The organism is Bradyrhizobium sp. 613_E4_N2_2 (genome assembly GCF_052075995.1).
GTDB classification, from domain to species: Bacteria; Pseudomonadota; Alphaproteobacteria; order Rhizobiales; family Xanthobacteraceae; genus Bradyrhizobium; species Bradyrhizobium barranii.
This window is the reverse complement of sequence record NZ_CP197234.1, coordinates 6,450,370-6,470,322: the sequence shown is the minus strand read 5'-3', so window position 1 is coordinate 6,470,322 and position 19,953 is coordinate 6,450,370. Positions and strand designations below refer to the sequence as shown.

Below are 19,953 nucleotides of genomic sequence, written 5' to 3'. Positions count from 1 at the left end.
TACTCCAAACGCAACGGGGACAGAGGACGAGGATACCATCGGGGAACAACGAATCATAGCAAGGCGGATTGCGGAATCTTGCAACTGCGTTAACCGGCCGCCCGGCGCGCGGTTGCAGCCCGATGCAGCGGCAAAAACCGGAACATCATATCCAATCACGCGTTGGCTCAAGACATCAGGCCGCGAGGAGGTCGCGACCACCGCAGCCGACATCCAGAGATTGAGGGCATTATGGCAGCCACGCGAGAGCACGATCAGATCGTCGAAACCGCCACCGAGGCGCGTCAGGGCGAACCCGGGCCGTCAGTGGCGGCGCTGCTTACCATCTCGACCGGGCTCGCGATCCTGATCCTTGCCGTCATCTGGTTCGTGTTCTTCCGGACCTGACGGCCGATCGACGGGACGGTTCGGACCTTCCGACTCGCCGCGTAACGCGGCACATTGCGCCCGCCACGCCCGCCGGCTCGTCCGGTGGCTGCCTGGCGGGCGCCGTCGCGTCGGCGCTTGAGAAGCTCTATATGACCAAAAAGTAACGCGGCCGGTTCCCCGTGTTCATATTCAGTTCACGCCGGAATTGCTCATCTCTGGCGATCGATTGTGCAGTCTATTTCTGGAGAGAAGCGTGCGCCTGCTTGTTGTTGAGGACGACCCCGATCTCAATCGGCAGCTCACCAAGGCGCTGACCGACGCCGGCTACGTCGTCGACCGTGCCTTCGACGGCGAGGAGGGGCATTATCTCGGCGATAATGAGCCCTACGATGCCGTTGTGCTCGACATCGGCCTGCCGAAGAAGGACGGCATCTCGGTGCTGGAAGCCTGGCGCCGCAACGGCCGCACCATGCCGGTCCTGATCCTCACCGCGCGTGACCGCTGGAGCGACAAGGTCCAGGGGTTCGATGCCGGCGCCGACGATTACGTGCCGAAGCCGTTCCATCTGGAGGAGGTGCTGGCGCGCATCCGCGCGCTGCTGCGCCGCTCCACCGGCCATGCCCAGAGCGAATTGAGTTGCGGCCCCGTCACGCTCGACACCAGGACCGGGCGGGTCAGCGTCTCCGGCAATCCCGTCAAGATGACCTCGCACGAATATCGGCTTCTGGCCTACCTGATGCACCATTCGGGGCGCGTCGTGTCCCGCACCGAGCTGGTCGAGCACCTCTACGACCAGGACTTCGACCGCGACTCCAACACCATCGAGGTTTTCGTCGGCCGCATCCGCAAGAAGCTCGACGTCGACATCATCCAGACCGTCCGCGGCCTCGGCTATCTCCTGACCCCGCCGCCTGCTCCCGGCGCTTGAGGCGTCAGGACTTGACGGCCGGCCGAACAGGGGCCTTGGTCCGGTCATGACGTCCGACGCCCCGCCCCCCTGCGCCTGCCGGGATCCTTCCGATGGCCGCTAGCTCGCTTGCCAATCGCCTGTTCCTGTCGGCGACGGCGTGGCTCGTGGTGATCCTGGCCATCACCGGGGTGGTGCTGTCGTCGGTCTACAAGAGCGCCACCGAGCGCGCCTTCGACCGCCGGCTCAATCTCTATCTGCGCACCCTCATCGCCGAGGTCGCAACCCCCGACGAGCCGCCGGATCGTCAGTTCCAGTCGCTCGGCGAGCCCCTGTTCGAGCTGCCGCTGTCGGGCTGGTACTGGCAGATCACGCGGACCGATACCGAGAAGCCGGAGGTGCGCTCGTCGCGCTCGCTCTGGGACAAGAAGCTGCCGAAGCTGGAGGAGCAGGGCACCGAGCTCACCGCCGCCGGCATTCGCCTCGCCTATGTCGACGGGCCGGAGGGACAGAATCTCCGCATGGTGGAGCGGCCGGTCGATCTCGGCGCGGACGGCAAATATCTGGTCAGCGTCGCCGGCGACGACACCGAGATTTTCGACGAGACGCGGAGCTTCGACTACTACCTCGGCGGCACCTTCACCGCGCTCGGCATCGTGCTGCTGCTGACCACGGTGTTCCAGGTGAGGTTCGGTCTTGCGCCGCTCAAGCGCATCTCGGAATCTATCGCCGACATCCGCTCGGGGCGGGCGGAGCGGCTCGAAGGTGAATTCCCGGTCGAGATCGCGCCGTTGGCGCGCGAGACCAACGCGCTGATCGATGCCAATCGCGAGATCGTCGAGCGCGCGCGCACCCATGTCGGCAATCTCGCCCATGCGATCAAGACGCCGCTCTCGGTGATCGTGAATGAGGCCGGCACGCACGCCACCGAGCCGTTCGCAGCCAAGGTGATGGAGCAGGCGGACGTGATGCGCGACCAGCTCGCCCATCATCTGGAGCGCGCGCGCATCGCGGCGCGCGTCTCGGTGGTGGCGACCGTGACGGAGGTCGCGCCCGTCATCGAGGCGCTGCGGCGGACCATGGAGAAGATCCATCGCGATCGCGACATCGTGGTCGAGGCCAAGGCCGATCCGTCCGCAAAATTTCGCGGCGAGCGGCAAGATCTGGAGGAGATGGTCGGCAATCTCGTCGACAATGCCTGCAAATGGGCGGCCTCGCAGGTCTTCATCGAGGTTCTGGTGGAAGCGCCGCACCAGACGGGCGCCGGCCCGCGCCTGCGGATCATCGTCGACGACGATGGCCGCGGCCTGTCGGAGGCCGAGCGCGCCCAGGTCTCCCGGCGCGGCCAGCGGCTCGACGAGTCCAAGCCCGGCTCGGGGCTCGGCCTGTCCATCGTGACCGACCTCGCCGCGCTCTATGGCGGCAGCCTCTCGCTCGCGGGCGCCCCGACCGGTGGCCTGCGGGCGGAGCTGGTCCTCCCCGGAATATAATCCTTTGTTCCGGCACGACTATTTGGCTGGTCCGGTACCGATCCGGACCAAACCGGAGCTATTTCGGAGCGACTTCCTAAACGGCTTCTTAAGTGGGCCCCATCTATGATCGCGCAGGACGCATCCCACGTCTGCCATTTTATCGTGCATCACCCGGGCGCATGAGCCAGACATCGATCGAGCGGCTGAGGGAATATCTCGCGCAGCTCCCGCCGCAGTCGCAGGCGCTGCTGATGCGGGAGTTCGAGCGCGCGCTCGAGCGCGGCCAGGACACGGCGGTGGCGACGCTCGTGCTAGAGCAGCTGCGCAAGATCGTCCGCAAGACCGAAGTCGACGAGGCTGCGCCGCCGCGCACGGACGATCTGTCGCGGCTGTTGTTCCAGGTGCTGGAACCGTTCCTGGTCGAGACGGGCGCCCCTGTCAGGGTCGGCCAGATCCGTCGCTCCTCATTGCATCCGATCTGGCAATGGCTCGGCCGCGATGGCGCCCCCGACAAGGTCAACGAATTCGAGGCGGCGCTGGCGCGCATGCCGGCTTCAGACAGTGCAGGGCAGGTCGAAGCCCTCGCGGCGAGGCTCCAGGCCGTGGCCGCGGATGCCATCTTCGGGTTGACGGGTCCCGGCGGCGGCGACAAGTCGCGCGCGCTCGCCCGTGTCGGCCCGCCCAACGTGATCGAGGACCTCTATTCGATCGGAGCGGTGCTTCAGGTCCGGGAAGCCATCGCTACGCTGAACGAGAAGCTGCCGCGCTTCCTGCGTACCTTCGGCGAAGCCCAGATCGCATCTGTGACGTCCACACTCAACATCCCCGCGCTCCAGACGCCGCAGATGCTGGCCTTCGCGCTGTCGATGGTCGTGCAGCGGATGACCGCGCCGTGGCAGATCATCCGCCTCGCCATCAAGATTGCCGCGTCCGACGACGAGATCCGCGTCGCGGCCACGCCCTACGGTGTGGCCGTCACGATCGCCCTGCATGATTTGTCCTGCGTTGCCGCGATCCTGCGCATGGACATCAAGCGCGGCCATTTCGAGAACGTCGCCGACAATCTCAAGGCGCTGCATGACGGCGTGCGCGGTCTTCGCACGGAGCTCGATCTGCGCAACGATTCCGTCTGGGGCAAGCAGCTGACCTCGATCCGGGCCGACATCTCCAATGCGCTGCAATCGGAGATCGACAGCGTTCCCGGCCGCGTTCGCCGCATCCTGCGCCAGCGCGCCGAGAAGGACATTCCGCCGGGGGCGCGGATCGACAGCACCGAGGTCGAGGAAACCGCGGCGCTGATCGATTTCGTCGCGACCTGCCGCAACTACGCGAGCGAGCTTGCGATCAACGAGGTGACGTTGCGCACCTATTCCGATCTCCAGCAATATGTCGAACGCTCGACCGAGCAGTTGGTGCAGTCGCTGCGAGCGGCCGATCACAAGGTCCGCACCTATCGGCAGCAGCAGGTGCAGGCCGCGATCCGCTTCTGCCAGGTGCTGTTCGGCGATGATTACGCGTCGCTGATGAGCCGCGCCGCAGAGAACGCGGCCACGGGCGAGCGCAAATCGTCGCGGGCAAGCTGATCAAGCGCATTTTTTTGTGATCACAATTTGTGGTTGACGGTGCCGGTGGCGGGCCCTACGGTCGCCGTGCAAGATTTTGGAATTTCTATCTGTGGGCGCATGAAACCCCTTATCAGCTCCATCGAAATTGAAAACCGCGTCATTGTCGCCAAATACCAAAGGCTGATGGTTGGCGCGAAGGTGGTGCTGATCGAGAAGGCAAGCGGCCGCCAACTGCCTGAGACCGTCACCAGGGTCGCATCGACCGTTCCCGTCGGGGCGTTGCGCATCAGATTGCCTGAAGCAATCGAGCCGGGAACATACTTCCTGAGGGCCTTCAACGGGCACGGCGAGGACGCCGCTCAAAGCGCGGACTTCGAGATCCGTTAAGCCGTTGGATTTTCACAGTTTCGGGACTGTGTGCGGTCGCGCCGAATTGACAATTGTCAATTGCCGCATCGTCCGGCCGTGGTGTAAAGCCACCTATGGGCGCGGTTCGCGCGCCGCCGGAAGCTTGCCTGATGACGCTATGGTTCGTGTTCGCGCTGATGACGGTCGCGGCGATTTTCGCCGTGCTTCTGCCGCTCGGCCGCAGCGGACGCGCGCAAAATCAGGGGAGCGAGGTCGCGGTTTACAAGGACCAGCTGGCCGAGATCGAGCGTGATCTCGCCGCAGGACTGATCGCCGCGCCGGAAGCCGAGGCCGCACGTGTCGAGATCAGCCGCAGGCTGCTTGCCGCGGCCGGGAGCGAGCCTGTATCGGAACCGACATCGAGCCTCAAATGGCGCCGCGCGGCGGCTGTGCTGGCGCTTGCCGGCCTGCCGCTCATTGCGATCGGCGTCTACATGCCGCTCGGCTCGCCCAGGCTCCAGGACTTTCCCCTGGCGCAGCGGGAGCGCGGGGCCGGGTCCGGCATGGCGCTCGAGAATCTCGTCGTGCAGGTCGAGCAGCATCTGGAAAAGAATCCGACCGACGGGCGCGGCTGGAACGTGCTCGCGCCGGTGCTGGTGCGGCTCGGCCGCTTCGACGATGCGGTGCGCGCCTATCGCAACTCGCTTACCTACAATGGCGAGAGTTCGGAGCGCCGGGCCGATCTAGGCGAGGCGATCGCGGCTGCTGCCGGCGGCGTGGTGACTGCCGAGGCCAAGACCGAATTCGAGCGCGCGCATGGCCTGAACGCGGACGATCCCAAGGCGAACTATTTCCTCGGGCTTGCCGCCGAGCAGGATGGCCGCAAGGACGATGCCGCCAACATCTGGCGCGCACTGCTGGCGAAAGCGCCGGCGGATGCGCCGTGGCGCCCTCTGGTGCAGACCTCGCTGGCGCGGGTCGGCGGCGGTGGCGCTACGATGCCGGCGCTGTCTGACGAGACGATCGCAGCCTCCAAGGACATGAACGAGGGCGATCGCAACGCGATGGTGCGCGGCATGGTCGAACGCCTGGCCACCCGGCTGAAGCAGAACGGCGATGATGTCGAGGGTTGGCTGCGCCTGGTGCGCGCCTATCTCGTGATGGGCGATCGTGACAGGGCAATGGGCGCTTCGACCGACGCCCGACAGGCTGTCGCCAACGATGCCGCGCGGCTGCGCCAGCTCAACGAAGGCCTCAAGACTCTCGGGCTCGACGGATGACGATGTCGGGACGAGGCGAGCGGAGAACGGATACGCGATGACGCGCAAGCAGCGACGTATGACCATCATCGGCGGCTCCCTCGCGGTGCTCGCGCTTGCAGCCGCGCTGGTGCTCAACGCTCTGCGCGACTCCATCGTGTTCTTCTCGACGCCGACGATGGTCGCCGAAAAGCACGTCGAGCCCGGCAAGCGGTTTCGTCTCGGCGGCCTAGTGCAGCCCGGCTCGCTCCAGCGCGGCGATAATCTCGCCGTGACCTTCGAGGTTGCCGATGGCGGCGCCAAGCTGCCGGTCGCCTACAAGGGCATCCTGCCCGACCTGTTCCGTGAAGGGCAGGGCGTGGTGGCCGAAGGCGCGCTCGACGCCAATGGCGTGTTCAAGGCCGACACCGTGCTTGCCAAGCACGACGAGACCTACATGCCCAAGGAAGTCGCCGATGCCCTGAAGAAGCAGGGGCATTGGAAGGACGATTACGGCGCCAAGGCTTCTGATAGCGTCAAACCCGCGGCGACGACCGCGCAGGGCAACTCGCAGGGAGCAGTGCGTTGATCGCGGAATCCGGACACTACGCGCTGGTGCTGGCCCTCGGCCTGGCGCTGATCCAGTCCATCGTGCCGCTGATCGGTGCGCGTCTGCGCGATGCCGCGCTGATGAACGTGGCGCGCTCCGCCGCGCTGGCGCAACTCCTGTTCGTCGGTGCGTCGTTCATCGCGCTCGTGATGCTTCACGTGAACTCGGATTTCTCCGTCGCCAACGTCTACGAGAACTCCCATTCGATGAAGCCGCTGATCTACAAGATCACCGGCGTGTGGGGGAACCATGAAGGCTCGATGCTGCTGTGGGTGTCGATCCTGGCGCTGTTCGGCGGAATGGTCGCCGCCTTCGGTAACAATCTGCCGCTGTCGCTGCGCGCGCATGTGCTGGCCGTGCAGGCCTGGATCGCCAGCGCCTTCTATCTCTTCATCCTGGTGACATCGAACCCGTTCCTGCGCATCGCCAATCCGCCGATCGAGGGACGCGATCTCAATCCGGTGCTCCAGGACATCGGCCTCGCCGTGCATCCGCCGATGCTCTATCTCGGCTATGTCGGCTTCTCGATCTCGTTCTCCTTCGCCATCGCGGCGCTGATGGAGGGGCGGATCGACGCGGCCTGGGCGCGCTGGGTGCGGCCGTGGACGCTGGTGGCCTGGATCTTCCTGACCCTCGGCATCGCGATGGGGTCGTACTGGGCCTATTACGAGCTCGGCTGGGGCGGCTGGTGGTTCTGGGATCCGGTCGAGAACGCCTCGCTGATGCCGTGGCTCGCCGGCACGGCGCTGCTGCACTCGGCGCTGGTGATGGAGAAGCGCAACGCGCTGAAGGTCTGGACCATCCTGCTGTCGATCCTGACCTTCTCGCTGTCGCTGCTCGGCACCTTCCTGGTGCGTTCGGGCGTCATCACCTCCGTGCACGCTTTTGCCACCGATCCGACGCGCGGCGTGTTCATTCTGCTGATCCTCTGCCTGTTCATCGGCGGCAGCCTCTCGCTGTTTGCAGCGCGCGCGACCTCGTTGAAGCAGGGCGGCCTGTTCGCGCCGATCTCGCGCGAGGGCGCGCTGGTGTTGAACAATCTTCTGCTCAGCGTGGCCTGCGCGGTCGTGCTGTTCGGCACGCTCTATCCGCTGGCGACGGAAGCGCTCGACTTCAAGATATCGGTCGGCGCGCCCTTCTACAATCTCACCTTCGCCCCGCTATTCGCGTTGCTGCTGCTCGCGGTGCCGTTCGGGCCGATGCTGGCGTGGAAGCGCGGCGATCTGCTCGGCGTCACCCAGCGGCTGCTTGCGGCGGGCGTTGCCGCGCTCGTTGTGATCGCCATCGTCTGGGCCTGGACCCGTGGTGGCAGTGCGCTGGCACCATTGGCAATTGGGCTTGGAGTCTTCGTCATCGCCGGTGCCGTGACCGATCTGTCCGAACGGACCGGTTTGTTCCGCCTGCCGTTCGCAACGACGCTGCACCGGGCCCGCGGCCTGCCGCGTTCGGCCTGGGGTTCTGTGTTTGCCCATGCGGGCCTCGGCGTCGCGCTGATCGGGATCGTCTGCGAGACCACCTGGAACAGCGAGTATATCGCGACCATGAAGCAGAACGACGTTGCACACGTCGCCGGCTATGATCTCAAGCTCGACGGCCTGTCCCAGCGTCAGGGGCCGAACTTCCGCGAGATGATCGCCGAGTTCAACGTCAGCCGCGACGGTGAGAAGATCAGCGTCATGACGCCGTCCAAGCGCAACTTCACGACGCGCGGGTCCTCGACCACCGAGGCCGCATTGCTGACGCGCGGCGCGAGCCAGCTCTACGTTTCCCTCGGCGACGCGACTGCCGATGGCGCCATTGCGGTGCGCATCTATCACAAGCCGCTGGTGCTGCTGATCTGGTGGGGACCGGTGCTCATGGCCTTTGGCGGCATGCTGTCGCTGTCCGACCGGCGCCTGCGGGTCGGCGCACCGAAGCCGGCGCGGGCCAAGCAGCGCCTTCAGCCGGCGGAGTGATCCGATGCGGCGGATGATGGTCACGATCGTTGCGCTCATGCTGCTGGCTTTGCCCGCCGCCCACGCCGTGCAGCCCGACGAGATCATGTCGGATCCCGTGAAGGAGGCACGCGCCCGCGACTTGTCGCGCGAGCTGCGCTGCATGGTCTGCCAGAACCAGTCGATCGACGATTCCGACGCGCCGCTGGCGCGCGATTTGCGGCTGCTGGTGCGCGAGCGGATCGCTGCCGGCGACAGCAATTCGCAGGTGCTCGACTTCCTGGTCGCGCGCTATGGCGAGTTCGTGCTGCTCAAGCCGCGCTTCGAGCGGCAGACCATGCTGTTGTGGCTGCTCGCGCCGCTGCTGCTGATCAGCGGCGGCCTGGCGCTCTGGCTGCAAATCCGCCGGCGCGCGCGAAGCGGTGCAGACCTACCAGCTCCGCCGCTCACTGCGGATGAAGAGTCGCAGCTCGCCGCCTTGATGTCGGACGAGACGAAGTCGTCCTAGGCTAGGTAATGATACGTAGGCCGTCTGCCACAGCGTGTTTCATGCTCTGTTGACCTTTGTCTGGAAGCTTGTCGCGAAATTCAATTCCAGATTTTTGAGTCCTCAGCGATGTTCACGAACAGCAATCTGACGATCCGCTTCCTGATCGGCGCCGTCGTCGCTGCATTATTGTTCCTGCTGGGCATCGGCGGCGGCACCGGCTTCGTCGCGGTGCTCTACCTCAACAACGAGATCACCAGCCTGTCGTCGGATTTCGCCGCGCTGAGCGGCCCCGCGCGCGAGCATGCAATGCTGATCTACCAGCAGGCGCAGGCGGCATTCTCCTATTTCCTGATCGCCTGCGGCGTGATCACGGTGGTCGCTGTCGCGATCTGCCTCACTACCTGGTTCGCTGTGCGCAACGGCATCCTCAATCCGCTGGCGGCGATTGTGCACGCCATGCGTGAGGTCGCCGATCAGAAATTCGAGACGCCTGTTCCGGGCCTCGGCGTTACCAACGAGATCGGCCTGCTCGCCGGTGCACTGGAAGTGTTCAAGACAAACGGCTTGGAGCGGCGGCGCCTCACCGAGCAGCAATTACACGAAGCGCAGCATCAGGCCGAGCGGTCGAAATTCCTGGACGCCCGGATCAAGCGCTTCAACGATCTCGTTGCCAGCGTGGTCGACAGCGTGGCGTCCTCGGCCGCGCACCTGAAGAGCAATGCCGAAACGCTGTCACGGACGGCCAACGACACCAGCTCCAAGGCCAATGCGGTCGCGAGCGCGGCGAACCACGCCAGCGCCAGCGTGCAGATCGTCGCGGGCTCGGCCGAGGAGATGACGAACTCGATCGGCACGATCAGCCGCCGCGTCACCGACGCGACGCAGCGTGCCGAAGGCGCGGCGACGCAGGCCGAGAAGAGCCGCGACACCATCCACACGCTGTCGGATGCCGCCGACAAGATCGGCGAGGTCGTGCAGCTCGTGCAGGCGATCGCCTCGCAGACCAACCTGCTGGCGCTCAACGCCACCATCGAGGCGGCGCGGGCAGGGGACGCCGGCAAGGGTTTTGCCGTGGTTGCCTCCGAAGTGAAGAGCCTCGCGCACCAGACCAGCAAGGCGACGGAGGAGATCACCTCGCACGTCGCCAGCATCCAGGGCATCACCGCGGAGACGCGCGGCGCGATCGACGGCATCTCGAAGACGCTGTCGGAGATCTCGTCGATCATGTCGGGCATCGAGGTCGACACCGCCCAGCAGCGCAACGCCACGCAGGACATCACCCGCAGCGCGCAGGATGCCGCGCATGGAACGCTGGACGTCTCCAACCACATCGTCCAGATCACCTCGACGTCGGCGGAGACCGGCCGCATGGCGGCCGAAGCGCGCGATTCCGCCGTCGATCTGTCGCAGCAGGCCGAAACCCTGAAGCGTGAAGTCGACGAATTCATCGTCAGCGTGAGGGCGAGCTGATCTCGCCAAAGGCGTGGTCTACGCTCGTCAGGGGAACTCGATTAAGTTCCTGTAAGGCCACGACTTTCGGCGTGCGATAAACTGCCGCAACGGCGCGACCCTTCATTACAAAAGTTTAACCCCGCCGCCAGCGCACGGTAAGGCGGGAGCCCCCATCTTCATGTCCGTAACGTGCTGCCATCCGGCACCGAAAGAATTCAAGGCCTTGGAGATTCCTGCATGACCGACCGTCCCGACCTCACGAACCTTCCGTCCTACCGGCCGCCCCGCCGGTCGGTTTTCTCCGCGCGCAGGATCGCGCTGATGGCTTCGGTCGTCGCTGGCCTCGGGATTGCCGTCCACGGCTTCAGCCCGTCGACCTCGCCGAGCGAGCTGTTCTCCAGCCCGGCGCATGCGCAGGTCAACAACGAGGTCCGGAAGGTTGAGCGTCCGGTCGGATTCGCCGACATCGTCGAGCGCGTGAAACCGTCGGTGATCTCGGTGAAGGTCAATATCAAGGAGAAGACCGCGAGCAACGACGATGGCGATGATTCCTCCTCGCCGTTCCAGCCGGGCTCGCCGATGGAGCGCTTCTTCCGCCGCTTCGGCGGTCCGGATGGTTTCCCGGGCCAGAAGGGTGGCCGCGGCCGCGTTGTGCAGGGCCAGGGCTCCGGCTTCTTCATCTCCGCCGACGGTTTTGCCGTGACCAACAACCACGTGGTCGACGGCGCCGACAAGGTCGAGGTCACGACCGACGACGGCAAGACCTATACAGCCAAGGTGATCGGCACCGACCAGCGCACTGACCTCGCCCTCATCAAGGTCGAGGGCAGCTCGAACTTCCCGTTCGCCAAGCTCGCCGACAGCAAGCCGCGGATCGGCGACTGGGTGCTCGCGGTCGGCAATCCCTTCGGCCTCGGCGGTACCGTGACTGCGGGCATCGTGTCGGCCAGCGGCCGCGACATCGGCAACGGTCCCTATGACGATTTCATCCAGATCGATGCGCCCGTGAACAAGGGCAATTCCGGTGGTCCCGCTTTCGACACCAACGGCGAGGTGATGGGCGTCAATACCGCGATCTACTCGCCCTCCGGCGGCAGCGTCGGCATCGCGTTCTCGATTCCCGCGAGCACCGTGAAGAGCGTGGTGGCCCAGCTCAAGGACAAGGGCTCGGTCAGCCGCGGCTGGATCGGCGTCCAGATCCAGCCTGTCACCTCCGACATCGCCGACAGCCTCGGCATGAAGAAGGCCGAAGGCGCGCTGGTTGCTGAGCCGCAGGCGAACGGTCCGGCGGCCAAGGCCGGCATCGAGTCCGGTGACGTGATCACCTCGGTCAACGGTGAATCCGTCAAGGATGCCCGTGAGCTTGCCCGCACCATCGGCGGCATGGCGCCCGGCGCGACCGTGAAGCTCAACGTGCTGCACAAGGGCCAGGACAAGGTCGTGAACCTCACCCTCGGCCAGCTGCCGAACACGATCGAGGCCAAGGCCGACACCGACAAGGATAGCGGCAAGGGTGCGAGCCGTGGCACCGACGTGCCCAAGCTCGGCATGACCGTCGCGCCCGCCGACTCAGTGGCTGGCGCCGGCAAGGAAGGTGTCGTGGTCACCGAAGTCGATCCGAAGAGCGCCGCGGCCGAACGCGGCTTCAAGGAAGGCGACGTCATTCTCGAAGTCGGCGGCAAGAGCGTGAGCACCGCCGGCGAAGTCCGCGACGCCATCAACACGGCGCGGACCGACAACAAGAACAGCGTCCTGATGCGCGTGAAGAGCGGCGGCCAGTCGCGCTTCGTCGCCGTGCCCATCGCCAAGGGCTAAGCCTTCAGGAGGTCTACGAGATGAGGGGTGTCGCCGGCATCAGTCGCCCCCGCCGCCGACGCCCTTCGGGGGAGCAGCGTAAGGCCCGCTCCCCCAGCCTACCTTCCGGTGGAATTACGCCCCCCTCCGTCGGAAGGCCTAGGGCGGTGAGGTCCCCCCAGCTTCACCGCCCGCCTTTTTGCCTACCCAAGTCCCGTTTGCTTGGCTTGCATGCGATTGCCGCTCGCGCCATGTTCAGAGAAGGTTGACCCCCTTGACCGCCGCCGAACGCACGATGCGCCTCCTCATCATCGAAGACGACCGCGAATCCGCCGACTATCTCGTGAAGGCGTTTCGTGAAGTCGGACACATTGCCGACCACGCCGCCGACGGTGAGGAAGGCCTCGCCATGGCCGAGAGCGGCGATTACGACGTGCTGGTGGTCGACCGCATGCTGCCCAAGCGTGACGGCCTGTCCCTGATCGGCGCGTTGCGCGACAAGGGCGACTCGTCGCCGGTGCTGATTCTCTCCGCGCTCGGGCAGGTCGACGATCGCATCAAGGGTCTGCGCGCCGGCGGCGACGACTATCTGCCGAAGCCTTATTCCTTTGCCGAGCTGCTGGCCCGGGTCGAAGTGCTGTCACGGCGCCGCGGCGGTCCGGCCGAGGACACGCTCTACCGCGTCGGCGATCTCGAGCTCGACCGGCTGTCCCATCGCGTCGCCCGCGGCAAGGACGAGCTGACGCTCCAGCCGCGCGAATTCCGCCTGCTCGAATACCTCATGAAGCATGCCGGCCAGGTGGTGACGCGCACCATGCTGCTGGAGAACGTCTGGGACTACCATTTCGATCCGCAGACCAACGTGATCGACGTGCACATTTCGCGGCTGCGCTCCAAGATCGACAAGGGTTTTGAGCGGCCGCTGCTGCACACGATCCGCGGCGCCGGATACATGATCCGGGATGGGATACGTTAAAGCTTTGGATACTCTTCAATACGCAAGGCACTGAGCCAGAAGAATTTTGAAGCTTCCCCGGAAACGGCGGGGTCGATGAGAAATTCAGCGGTCGCGGCTTTGCGAGCCGCCGCGCATCAAGAGCGTGGTCAGGATTAGATGAAGGACGACTGCCGGCCACAGAAGGACGCCGCTCAATCCACCTGCGAAACCGAGGTAGGCCAAATATAGGGTGATGGCTCCGTTGTAGATCAACATGCCCGGCAGTGGCGGCCACCCCGGCCAACAGGCGATCCCCAAGGCAATCAGCGCAATGCCGGCGACACGCGCGACCGGCGTTGCGACACCGGAAAGCTGCTCGCCCAGCAACAACTGGCCAACCAGCGACGGCGCGATCAACAGCGCCAATCCCGTTGCAGCTTCGCTGATGGCGGCGAACGCCAATGCGCCTTTCATTTCTTCCCAACGTTCGCGGGTGGCTTTTGAGACTTCGACTCTTCAATGGGATCCGGCTCCGGCGCCGGCATAGGTCCAAGTTCTGCCTTGGCTTGCGCCGGGTCCTTCAACTCAGGTCCGAGCTTGAACGTCAGCTTGTTGATCTTGCCCGTGAACTTGAACGGAGGATCGTAGCGATACTCGAGCATCGCGACCCCGGTGCGGGTGTCCTGGCCGACGTCGAAGGTCTCGTCCTCGGGGAACGTGATCGGCGTACCGTGTTCTATGGATTTCCGGTCTACTTCTTTGCCATCCACTGAAAGTACGCCTGTACCGCCCTTGCCCAATCCCGGCCCATCCGACTTGAAGTCGAAGACGATGGTGTGCTTGCCCGCGCTCAACTCCGGTCCCGACCAGACCGTGCGCTTGAGGTTGAGCAGGTTGTAGAGGAACACGGGCTTACCCCGCCGAAGGCCCGCCACACCCTTGCTCAGAAGCAGCCCGTAGCCGCCGAAACGTCCGCCTTCGGTGACGATCATCCCTTCAGCGCCGCCGTTGGGAATCTCAACCTCGGCGGTGATGGCATAGGACTTGTTGAGGATGCTCGGCGCGGCGCTAGCCGGCACACCGGTCAGTTCGCCCGAATAGGTGAATACCGTCTGCCCGGCCGTTAGGCTTGGGCGCGGCGTATTCCAACGCGCGAGCGTCGTGTTATCGAGCGGGAGCACGTTGTACTTCTTCGCCTCGACATCAAAGACGGCTTGCAGCTCCTTGACCTTCTCCGGCATTTTGGCGGCCAGATCATTGAACTGGGTGGGGTCTTCCTGGACGTTATAGAGCTCCCACTTGTATCCCGTGATCACATCGGGCGGGGGCGCGCTGCTTAGCTCCCATGGAAGCGTGATCGGCGTCGTGGCCGCCACCCACCCATCGTGATAGATGGAGCGATTGCCGAGCATCTCGAAATATTGGGTCGTGTGCGTCGTCTTGGCATTGGCGTTCGCCTTGTCCCATGTGTACGCCATACTCACCCCTTCCATGGGGCTCTGTTTGATACCGTCGATCGTGTCAGGTTGCGAAATGCCGGTTGCTTCGAGGATGGTCGGAGCAATATCGATGACGTGATGGAATTGGCGACGGATACCTCCCACATCGTTGATATGGCCAGGCCAGGACATGGCGACGCCTTGGGCGGTCCCGCCAAAATGCGACGGCACTTGCTTGACCCACTTGAATGGAGTGTCCATCGCCCACGCCCAGGGCGCGGCAAAATGCGGGAAAGTCTTGTCCGAGCCCCAGAACGGATACCAGAGGTACTGAGCCTTCACCGGCACCGGGACACCATTGAAGGTCGTGAACTCGTTGGGCGTACCGTTGATCATGCCTTCGGCACTCGCGCCGTTGTCGCCGCCGATATAGATAATCAACGTGTTGTTGAGCTCTCCGAGGTCTTCGACGGCTTGAATGACGCGGCCGATCTCATGGTCGGTGTAGGCAAGGTAGGCGCCATAGACATCTGCCTGCTTGATGAAGAGCTTCTTCTCCAACTCGCCGATAGAATCCCATTGCGGCAATTCCTTCGGCCATGGCGTCAGCTTGGCGTGGTCGGGCATGATGCCCAACCGCTTCTGGTTGGCGAAGATCGTCTCCCGCAGCTTGTTCCAGCCTTGGTCGAACAGGTGCATGTCGCTGATCTTCTTGATCCAGTCCGGCGTCGGATGATGCGGCGCATGCGTGCCGCCGGGCACGTAATAAACGAAGAACGGCTTGTCGGGCGCGATCTCCTTGAGCTGTTTCACGTGCTGGATGGCTTCGTCGGCCATCGCGGTCGTCAGGTTCCAGCTGGGATTGTCCTGGAATGGATAAATCGCTGTGGTGTTGCGGAACAGATTCGGTTGCCACTGACTGGCATCGCCGCCGACAAAACCATAGAAATACTCGAAGCCCATGCCATTGGGCCATTGATTGAATGGCCCCGCCTGGCTCGATTGATATGAGGGCGTGTTATGGTTCTTGCCGAACCACGAGGTGGCGTACCCGTTCGCCTTCAGGGTGGTGCCGATGGTGCCCTTCTCGATCGGAATGATCGAGTCGTAACCTGGGAACCCCGTCGATATTTCGCCGACGACTCCGAAGCCGACCGAATGATGATTGCGGCCGGTGATGAGCGCCGCCCGCGTCGGTGAGCACAGCGAGGTGGAATGAAAATTGGTGTAGCGCAGGCCCTGCGCAGCGATACGATCCATCGCGGGCGTGGGGACAACGCCGCCGAAGGTGCTCGGCGCTCCGAAACCCTGGTCGTCGGTCATGATGAGCAACACATTGGGCGCGCCCTTCGGCGGTACGACACGCGGTGCCCACCACGCCTTCGACTCCGAGGCTCTCTCGTTGATGACCCCTCCGAATTCTGGAGGCGGCGGCGGAAGCAGCTTGCCGTCAATTGTCGTCGTGGCTGCGGGCGAGTCTGGGGTACCCGTGACCTGCTGAGCCGACGCGGAGATGCAACCGAGGGCGAGAACACTTGCTGTGGTCGCAAGGGTGCGGCAACGGATTTTCATATTCCGACCTCCCGCAGTCCATTTGGCGGGTTGAGGCTGTCACCGCTAACCGATACCTGCTTGATTTAGGTCAAATGTGCCGGTTGGGCTGGGCCAGAGATCCCGATACCATTCCGCCGGATTCGCCGCCGTCTCACCGCTCCCGCAAGCTCTCCTGCCCATACCGGATCAGCGGCGACACCAGATAGCTGATGATCTTCCTTGTGCCGGTCTTGATCTCGACGGTTACGGCCATGCCGGGCGCGAGGTTGACGGTGCGGCCGTCGATGTCCATTTGCGAGCGGTCGAGCGAGACGCGGGCGGAGTAAACCAGCTCCTGGCCCTTGGGTTCACTGGATGATGTGTCGGTGCCGGCCGGCGTGTCGCCGGGCTTTTCCGGCGGTTTCTGGCGGACGATGGCGTCCTGGGAGACGCTGAGCACCTTGCCCTGGCGCAGGCCGTAGCGGGTGAAGCTGAAGGTGTCGACCTTGATCGCGGCGTCCTCGCCGGGGTTGACGAAGCCGATGTCGCGGTTCGAGATCATCGCCTCGATCTCGAGGCCACCGCTGGTGGGCACCACCACCATCAGCGTCTGAGCCGGCGTCACCACGCCGCCGACCGAGTGCACGGCGAGCTGCTGGACGATGCCGTCCTCCTGCGCGGCAAGGCGGAGCAGGCTGGTGCGCTGCTCGGCCTTGACGATGTCCTGGCGCAGGCCAGCCGCCTTCTGCTCGGCTTTCGCAAGCTCGTCGAACAGGCCGCGCTGATATTCCGCCTCGGTGCGCCGCAGCGTCTCCTCGATGCCTCCAACGGCGGCATCCGCCTCGGCATAGTGGCTCTTCTGGACCAGCAATTCCTGCTGTTGCGCGACCAGGTCCTGCGTTTCCGTGAGGTATTGCAGTTTGGAGCCGAACTCGCGGTCGACGAGATATTTTCGTACATCGACCCGCTGCTGCATGATGGGAATGAGCGCGCTGATCTTGCCGATCGTGGCCTCGCTGGTCGAACGCTCCGCTTTCTTCTGCGTGCCCTGCCATTCGAGCGAGGTGATCTTGGACGCCTGCTCGGCGGCCTGCGAGGCCAGGAAACGCTTTGCGGTGCGGATCTGATCGGAGGTCGCGCGCGCGGGCGCGATGAATTTGGCTGGATCGCCGCCGGCAAGCGCGGCGTGCAGACGTGCGATGTCGAGCTCGCTCGCCAGCAGATCGCTCTGGAGATGGCCGAGCTCGGCCTGACTCATGGTGGGATCGAGCTCGATCAGGAGGTCGCCGGCCTTGACGCGCTGACCGTCCTGCACGTGGATGGCGCGCACGACCGCGGTCTCGAACGGCTGGATCACCTTGGTGCGGCCGTCGGGGACGATCTTACCGGTCGCGGTCGCGATGATGTCGACCGTGCCGATGCTGGCCCACACCAGCGCGATCAGAAACACCGCCGAGATCGACGCGGAGATGGCGCGGCCGATCGGCGAAGGCGGGGTCTCGACGATCTCGAGCGCCGCGGGGAGGAACGCCAGCTCGTCGCGCGTGCGCGTCGGGCTGCGCAGCGAGGCCATCATCGCCTTAGCCGACTTCATGGATGCCTGCCTGGACACGATGCAGCGTGGCGTAGCGGCCGCCGCTGCGGATCAGCTGGTCGTGCGAACCGTCCTCGACGATACGGCCACGCTCCACGGTGATGATGCGGTCCGCGGTACGCACGGTCGACAGACGGTGGGCGATGATCAGAACGGTACGGCCCGCCGTGATCTCGCGCATGTTGTGCTGGATGATGCGCTCGCTTTCATAGTCGAGCGCGCTCGTTGCTTCGTCGAAGATGAGAACGCGCGGATTGGTCGTCAGCGCGCGTGCGATCGCGATGCGCTGGCGCTGGCCGCCGGACAGCGTGCTGCCGCGCTCGCCGATGACGGTGTCGTAGCCATCCTGGAGTTCGAGGATGAAATCGTGTGCGCCGGCGAGCTTTGCCGCGGCCACGACGCGCTCCATCGGCAGCGCGGGGTCGGCCAGCGCAATGTTGTCGCGCACCGAGCGGTTGAACAGCATGTTCTCCTGCAGCACGACGCCGACCTGCCGGCGCAGCCAGGTCGGGTCGACCGCCGCAAGGTCGTTGCCGTCGACCAGCACGCGGCCGCTCTCGGGGAGATAGAGCCGCTGGATCAGTTTTCCGAGCGTGCTCTTGCCGGAGCCGGAGGTGCCGACGATGCCGACGATCTGGCCGGCCGGAATCTTCAGGGTGATGTCGCTCAGGATCTGCGGTCCGTCGACGCGATAGCGGAAGCCGACATGCTCGAAGGTGATGTCGCCACGGATGGCAGGCAACGCCGCGCGCCCCGGGCGATGGGTCGGCTCGGGCACGGTGTTGAGGATGTCGCCGAGCCGCTCGACCGACAGCCGCGCCTGGTGGAAATCCTGCCAGAGCTGGGCGAGCCGCAGCACCGGTGCGGTGACACGTCCCGACAGCATGTTGAAGGCGACGAGCTCGCCGACCGTGAGGTTACCGTCGATGACCAGCTTGGCGCCGAAATAGAGCAGGATCGCCATGTTGATCTTGCTGACGAACTGAACGGCCTGGCTTGCAACATTGCCGAGATTGACCACGCGAAAGCTCGAGGCGACGTAGCCGGCAAGCTGCTCTTCCCAGCGCTTCTGCATCTGCGGCTCGACCGCCATCGCCTTCAAGGTCTCGACGCCGGTGACGCTCTCGACAAGGAACGACTGGTTCTCCGCGCCGCGCTTGAACTTCTCGTCGAGACGGTAGCGGAACAGCGGCGTGGCGCCGGCCGAGATGACGATGTAGAGCGGGAACGACGCCAGCACGATCGCGGTCAGCAGCGGCGAGTAGAACGCCATCAGGCCGAGGAAGACGAAGGTGAAGAACAGGTCGATCACCAGCGTCAGCGCCGAGCCGGTGATGAAGTTGCGCAAATTCTCCAGCTCGCGCACCCGCGCGACGGTGTCGCCGACCCGCCGCGCCTGGAAATAGGACAGCGGCAGCGCCAGCAGGTGGTGGAACAGCCGCGCGCCGAGCTCGACGTCGATGCGGTTGGTCGTGTGCGAGAACAGGTAGGTGCGGAGCGCGCCGAGCACGACCTCGAAGATCGAGATCGCGACGATGCCTGCGACCAGCACATCCAGCGTGCCGAGGCTGCGATGCACCAGCACCTTGTCGATCACCACCTGGAAGAACAGCGGCGACACCAGCGCGAAGATCTGGAGGAAGAACGAGGCGAGCAGCACTTCGCCGAGCAGGCCGCGATAGCGGTTGACCGCGCCCATGAACCAGGTGATGTCGAAGCGCCGCGACAGATCGGCGAGGCCGGCGCGCTTGGTCATCAGCACGATGCGGCCGTCCCAGAGCACCTCGAACTGCGCCTTGGTCAGCATCTGCGGCCGCGGCGAGCCCGGATATTGCACGATGGCCTTGCCGTCGCCGGCCTTGCCCAGGATCAGGAAGCCGCCGTCGCGCAAGGGGACGATGGCGGGCAGCGGCGTCTTGTCGAGCCGGTCCCAGCTCGTCTTCACCACGCGCGCCTTGATGTTGAACTGCCTGGTACAGCGCAGCATCTCGGTGGTGCCGATCACGGTGACGCCGAGCTGATGGCGGAGCTGCTCCGGCTCGGCGGGCACACCGAGGAATTGGAGCATCATGACGAGCGCGGTCAGGCCGGGGTCGGCCGGCGGCTTCGGCACGGCCTGCACCGGCGGCTCCTTCGGCTGCTCTTTGGCGGCCGGGTCGCGTGAAATGGTCTCGTTCGGGCTCATTGGAAGCAAATATCCGCGGTCATCGGGTCCGGACGATTTCACGGACGGGGGTCCCGCCGGTCGGCAGGGCGGCCGATAGCTAACGC

Annotated in this window: 16 protein-coding genes; 12 read left to right on the top strand and 4 right to left on the bottom strand. The window is 64.8% G+C overall.

Translation table 11 applies throughout. From position 1 onward, the window contains the following. The first annotated feature begins 231 nt into the window (after positions 1 to 231). The 12 genes from AB7290_RS30765 (at position 232) to AB7290_RS30710 (ending at position 13,155) form a co-directional block, all read left to right on the top strand. Positions 232 to 387, top strand: a complete 156-nt coding sequence (locus AB7290_RS30765; protein WP_166351390.1) for a hypothetical protein — start codon at positions 232 to 234, stop codon at positions 385 to 387. Between the two features lie 235 nt (positions 388 to 622). Continuing rightward, positions 623 to 1,297 (top strand): response regulator transcription factor, encoded by a 675-nt coding sequence (locus tag AB7290_RS30760; protein WP_014496705.1) that lies wholly within the window; start codon positions 623 to 625, stop codon positions 1,295 to 1,297. A 92-nt stretch (positions 1,298 to 1,389) separates the two neighbouring features. Further along, a complete protein-coding gene (locus AB7290_RS30755; RefSeq protein WP_085402738.1) occupies positions 1,390 to 2,766 on the top strand; it encodes a sensor histidine kinase in 1,377 nt (458 codons plus the stop codon). Between the two features lie 161 nt (positions 2,767 to 2,927). Further along, positions 2,928 to 4,331: a hypothetical protein gene (locus AB7290_RS30750; RefSeq protein WP_085402739.1), complete on the top strand. Its 1,404-nt coding sequence runs from the start codon at positions 2,928 to 2,930 to the stop codon at positions 4,329 to 4,331. A gap of 99 nt (positions 4,332 to 4,430) precedes the next feature. After that, the gene (locus AB7290_RS30745; protein WP_085402740.1) at positions 4,431 to 4,700 is read left to right on the top strand and encodes a hypothetical protein; all 270 of its coding nucleotides are present in this window, start codon (positions 4,431 to 4,433) and stop codon (positions 4,698 to 4,700) included. A 131-nt stretch (positions 4,701 to 4,831) separates the two neighbouring features. Next, positions 4,832 to 5,941, top strand: a complete 1,110-nt coding sequence (gene ccmI, locus AB7290_RS30740) for a c-type cytochrome biogenesis protein CcmI (RefSeq protein WP_085402787.1) — start codon at positions 4,832 to 4,834, stop codon at positions 5,939 to 5,941. A 37-nt stretch (positions 5,942 to 5,978) separates the two neighbouring features. Then, complete coding sequence (gene ccmE, locus AB7290_RS30735) at positions 5,979 to 6,488, top strand: cytochrome c maturation protein CcmE (RefSeq protein ID WP_085402741.1); 510 nt, start codon at positions 5,979 to 5,981, stop codon at positions 6,486 to 6,488. Next, complete coding sequence (locus tag AB7290_RS30730; protein ID WP_085402742.1) at positions 6,485 to 8,464, top strand: heme lyase CcmF/NrfE family subunit; 1,980 nt, start codon at positions 6,485 to 6,487, stop codon at positions 8,462 to 8,464. The genes ccmE and AB7290_RS30730 overlap by 4 nt, the downstream gene beginning before the upstream one ends. A 4-nt stretch (positions 8,465 to 8,468) precedes the next feature. Further along, positions 8,469 to 8,951: a cytochrome c-type biogenesis protein gene (locus AB7290_RS30725; RefSeq protein ID WP_135214846.1), complete on the top strand. Its 483-nt coding sequence runs from the start codon at positions 8,469 to 8,471 to the stop codon at positions 8,949 to 8,951. 108 nt (positions 8,952 to 9,059) lie between these two features. Further along, positions 9,060 to 10,403 (top strand): methyl-accepting chemotaxis protein, encoded by a 1,344-nt coding sequence (locus AB7290_RS30720; RefSeq protein ID WP_085402744.1) that lies wholly within the window; start codon positions 9,060 to 9,062, stop codon positions 10,401 to 10,403. Between the two features lie 219 nt (positions 10,404 to 10,622). Then, positions 10,623 to 12,200 (top strand): Do family serine endopeptidase, encoded by a 1,578-nt coding sequence (locus tag AB7290_RS30715; RefSeq protein WP_028149896.1) that lies wholly within the window; start codon positions 10,623 to 10,625, stop codon positions 12,198 to 12,200. Between the two features lie 274 nt (positions 12,201 to 12,474). Next, on the top strand, positions 12,475 to 13,155 hold the full coding sequence (locus tag AB7290_RS30710; RefSeq protein ID WP_063986547.1) for a response regulator transcription factor: 681 nt from the start codon (positions 12,475 to 12,477) through the stop codon (positions 13,153 to 13,155). An 84-nt stretch (positions 13,156 to 13,239) separates the two neighbouring features. Here AB7290_RS30710 and AB7290_RS30705 read toward each other — a convergent pair whose 3' ends face one another. The 4 genes from AB7290_RS30705 to AB7290_RS30690 all read right to left on the bottom strand — a co-directional run bounded on the left by AB7290_RS30705 (position 13,240) and on the right by AB7290_RS30690 (position 19,867). Further along, positions 13,240 to 13,590 (bottom strand): hypothetical protein, encoded by a 351-nt coding sequence (locus tag AB7290_RS30705; RefSeq protein ID WP_085402745.1) that lies wholly within the window; start codon positions 13,588 to 13,590, stop codon positions 13,240 to 13,242. Next, positions 13,587 to 16,127, bottom strand: a complete 2,541-nt coding sequence (locus tag AB7290_RS30700; protein WP_441254228.1) for an arylsulfatase — start codon at positions 16,125 to 16,127, stop codon at positions 13,587 to 13,589. Before AB7290_RS30700 ends, AB7290_RS30705 begins: the two co-directional genes overlap by 4 nt. 133 nt (positions 16,128 to 16,260) lie before the next feature. Further along, positions 16,261 to 17,682 (bottom strand): HlyD family type I secretion periplasmic adaptor subunit, encoded by a 1,422-nt coding sequence (locus AB7290_RS30695; protein WP_085402747.1) that lies wholly within the window; start codon positions 17,680 to 17,682, stop codon positions 16,261 to 16,263. Further along, complete coding sequence (locus tag AB7290_RS30690; RefSeq protein WP_085402748.1) at positions 17,669 to 19,867, bottom strand: type I secretion system permease/ATPase; 2,199 nt, start codon at positions 19,865 to 19,867, stop codon at positions 17,669 to 17,671. Before AB7290_RS30690 ends, AB7290_RS30695 begins: the two co-directional genes overlap by 14 nt. Between the last annotated feature and the right edge of the window lie 86 nt (positions 19,868 to 19,953).

Excerpts from the sequence above, each read along its gene's own strand:
- AB7290_RS30705 (WP_085402745.1), bottom strand. The coding sequence starts at position 13,590 with ATGAAAGGCGCATTGGCGTTCGCCGCCATCAGCGAAGCTGCAACGGGA.
- AB7290_RS30755 (WP_085402738.1), top strand. The coding sequence starts at position 1,390 with ATGGCCGCTAGCTCGCTTGCCAATCGCCTGTTCCTGTCGGCGACGGCG.
- AB7290_RS30725 (WP_135214846.1), top strand. The coding sequence starts at position 8,469 with ATGCGGCGGATGATGGTCACGATCGTTGCGCTCATGCTGCTGGCTTTG.
- AB7290_RS30715 (WP_028149896.1), top strand. The coding sequence starts at position 10,623 with ATGACCGACCGTCCCGACCTCACGAACCTTCCGTCCTACCGGCCGCCC.
- ccmI (WP_085402787.1), top strand. The coding sequence starts at position 4,832 with ATGACGCTATGGTTCGTGTTCGCGCTGATGACGGTCGCGGCGATTTTC.
- AB7290_RS30695 (WP_085402747.1), bottom strand. The coding sequence starts at position 17,682 with ATGAAGTCGGCTAAGGCGATGATGGCCTCGCTGCGCAGCCCGACGCGC.
- AB7290_RS30690 (WP_085402748.1), bottom strand. The coding sequence starts at position 19,867 with ATGAGCCCGAACGAGACCATTTCACGCGACCCGGCCGCCAAAGAGCAG.
- AB7290_RS30710 (WP_063986547.1), top strand. The coding sequence starts at position 12,475 with ATGCGCCTCCTCATCATCGAAGACGACCGCGAATCCGCCGACTATCTC.
- AB7290_RS30745 (WP_085402740.1), top strand. The coding sequence starts at position 4,431 with ATGAAACCCCTTATCAGCTCCATCGAAATTGAAAACCGCGTCATTGTC.
- AB7290_RS30750 (WP_085402739.1), top strand. The coding sequence starts at position 2,928 with ATGAGCCAGACATCGATCGAGCGGCTGAGGGAATATCTCGCGCAGCTC.
- AB7290_RS30700 (WP_441254228.1), bottom strand. The coding sequence starts at position 16,127 with ATGAAAATCCGTTGCCGCACCCTTGCGACCACAGCAAGTGTTCTCGCC.
- AB7290_RS30720 (WP_085402744.1), top strand. The coding sequence starts at position 9,060 with ATGTTCACGAACAGCAATCTGACGATCCGCTTCCTGATCGGCGCCGTC.
- AB7290_RS30765 (WP_166351390.1), top strand. The coding sequence starts at position 232 with ATGGCAGCCACGCGAGAGCACGATCAGATCGTCGAAACCGCCACCGAG.
- ccmE (WP_085402741.1), top strand. The coding sequence starts at position 5,979 with ATGACGCGCAAGCAGCGACGTATGACCATCATCGGCGGCTCCCTCGCG.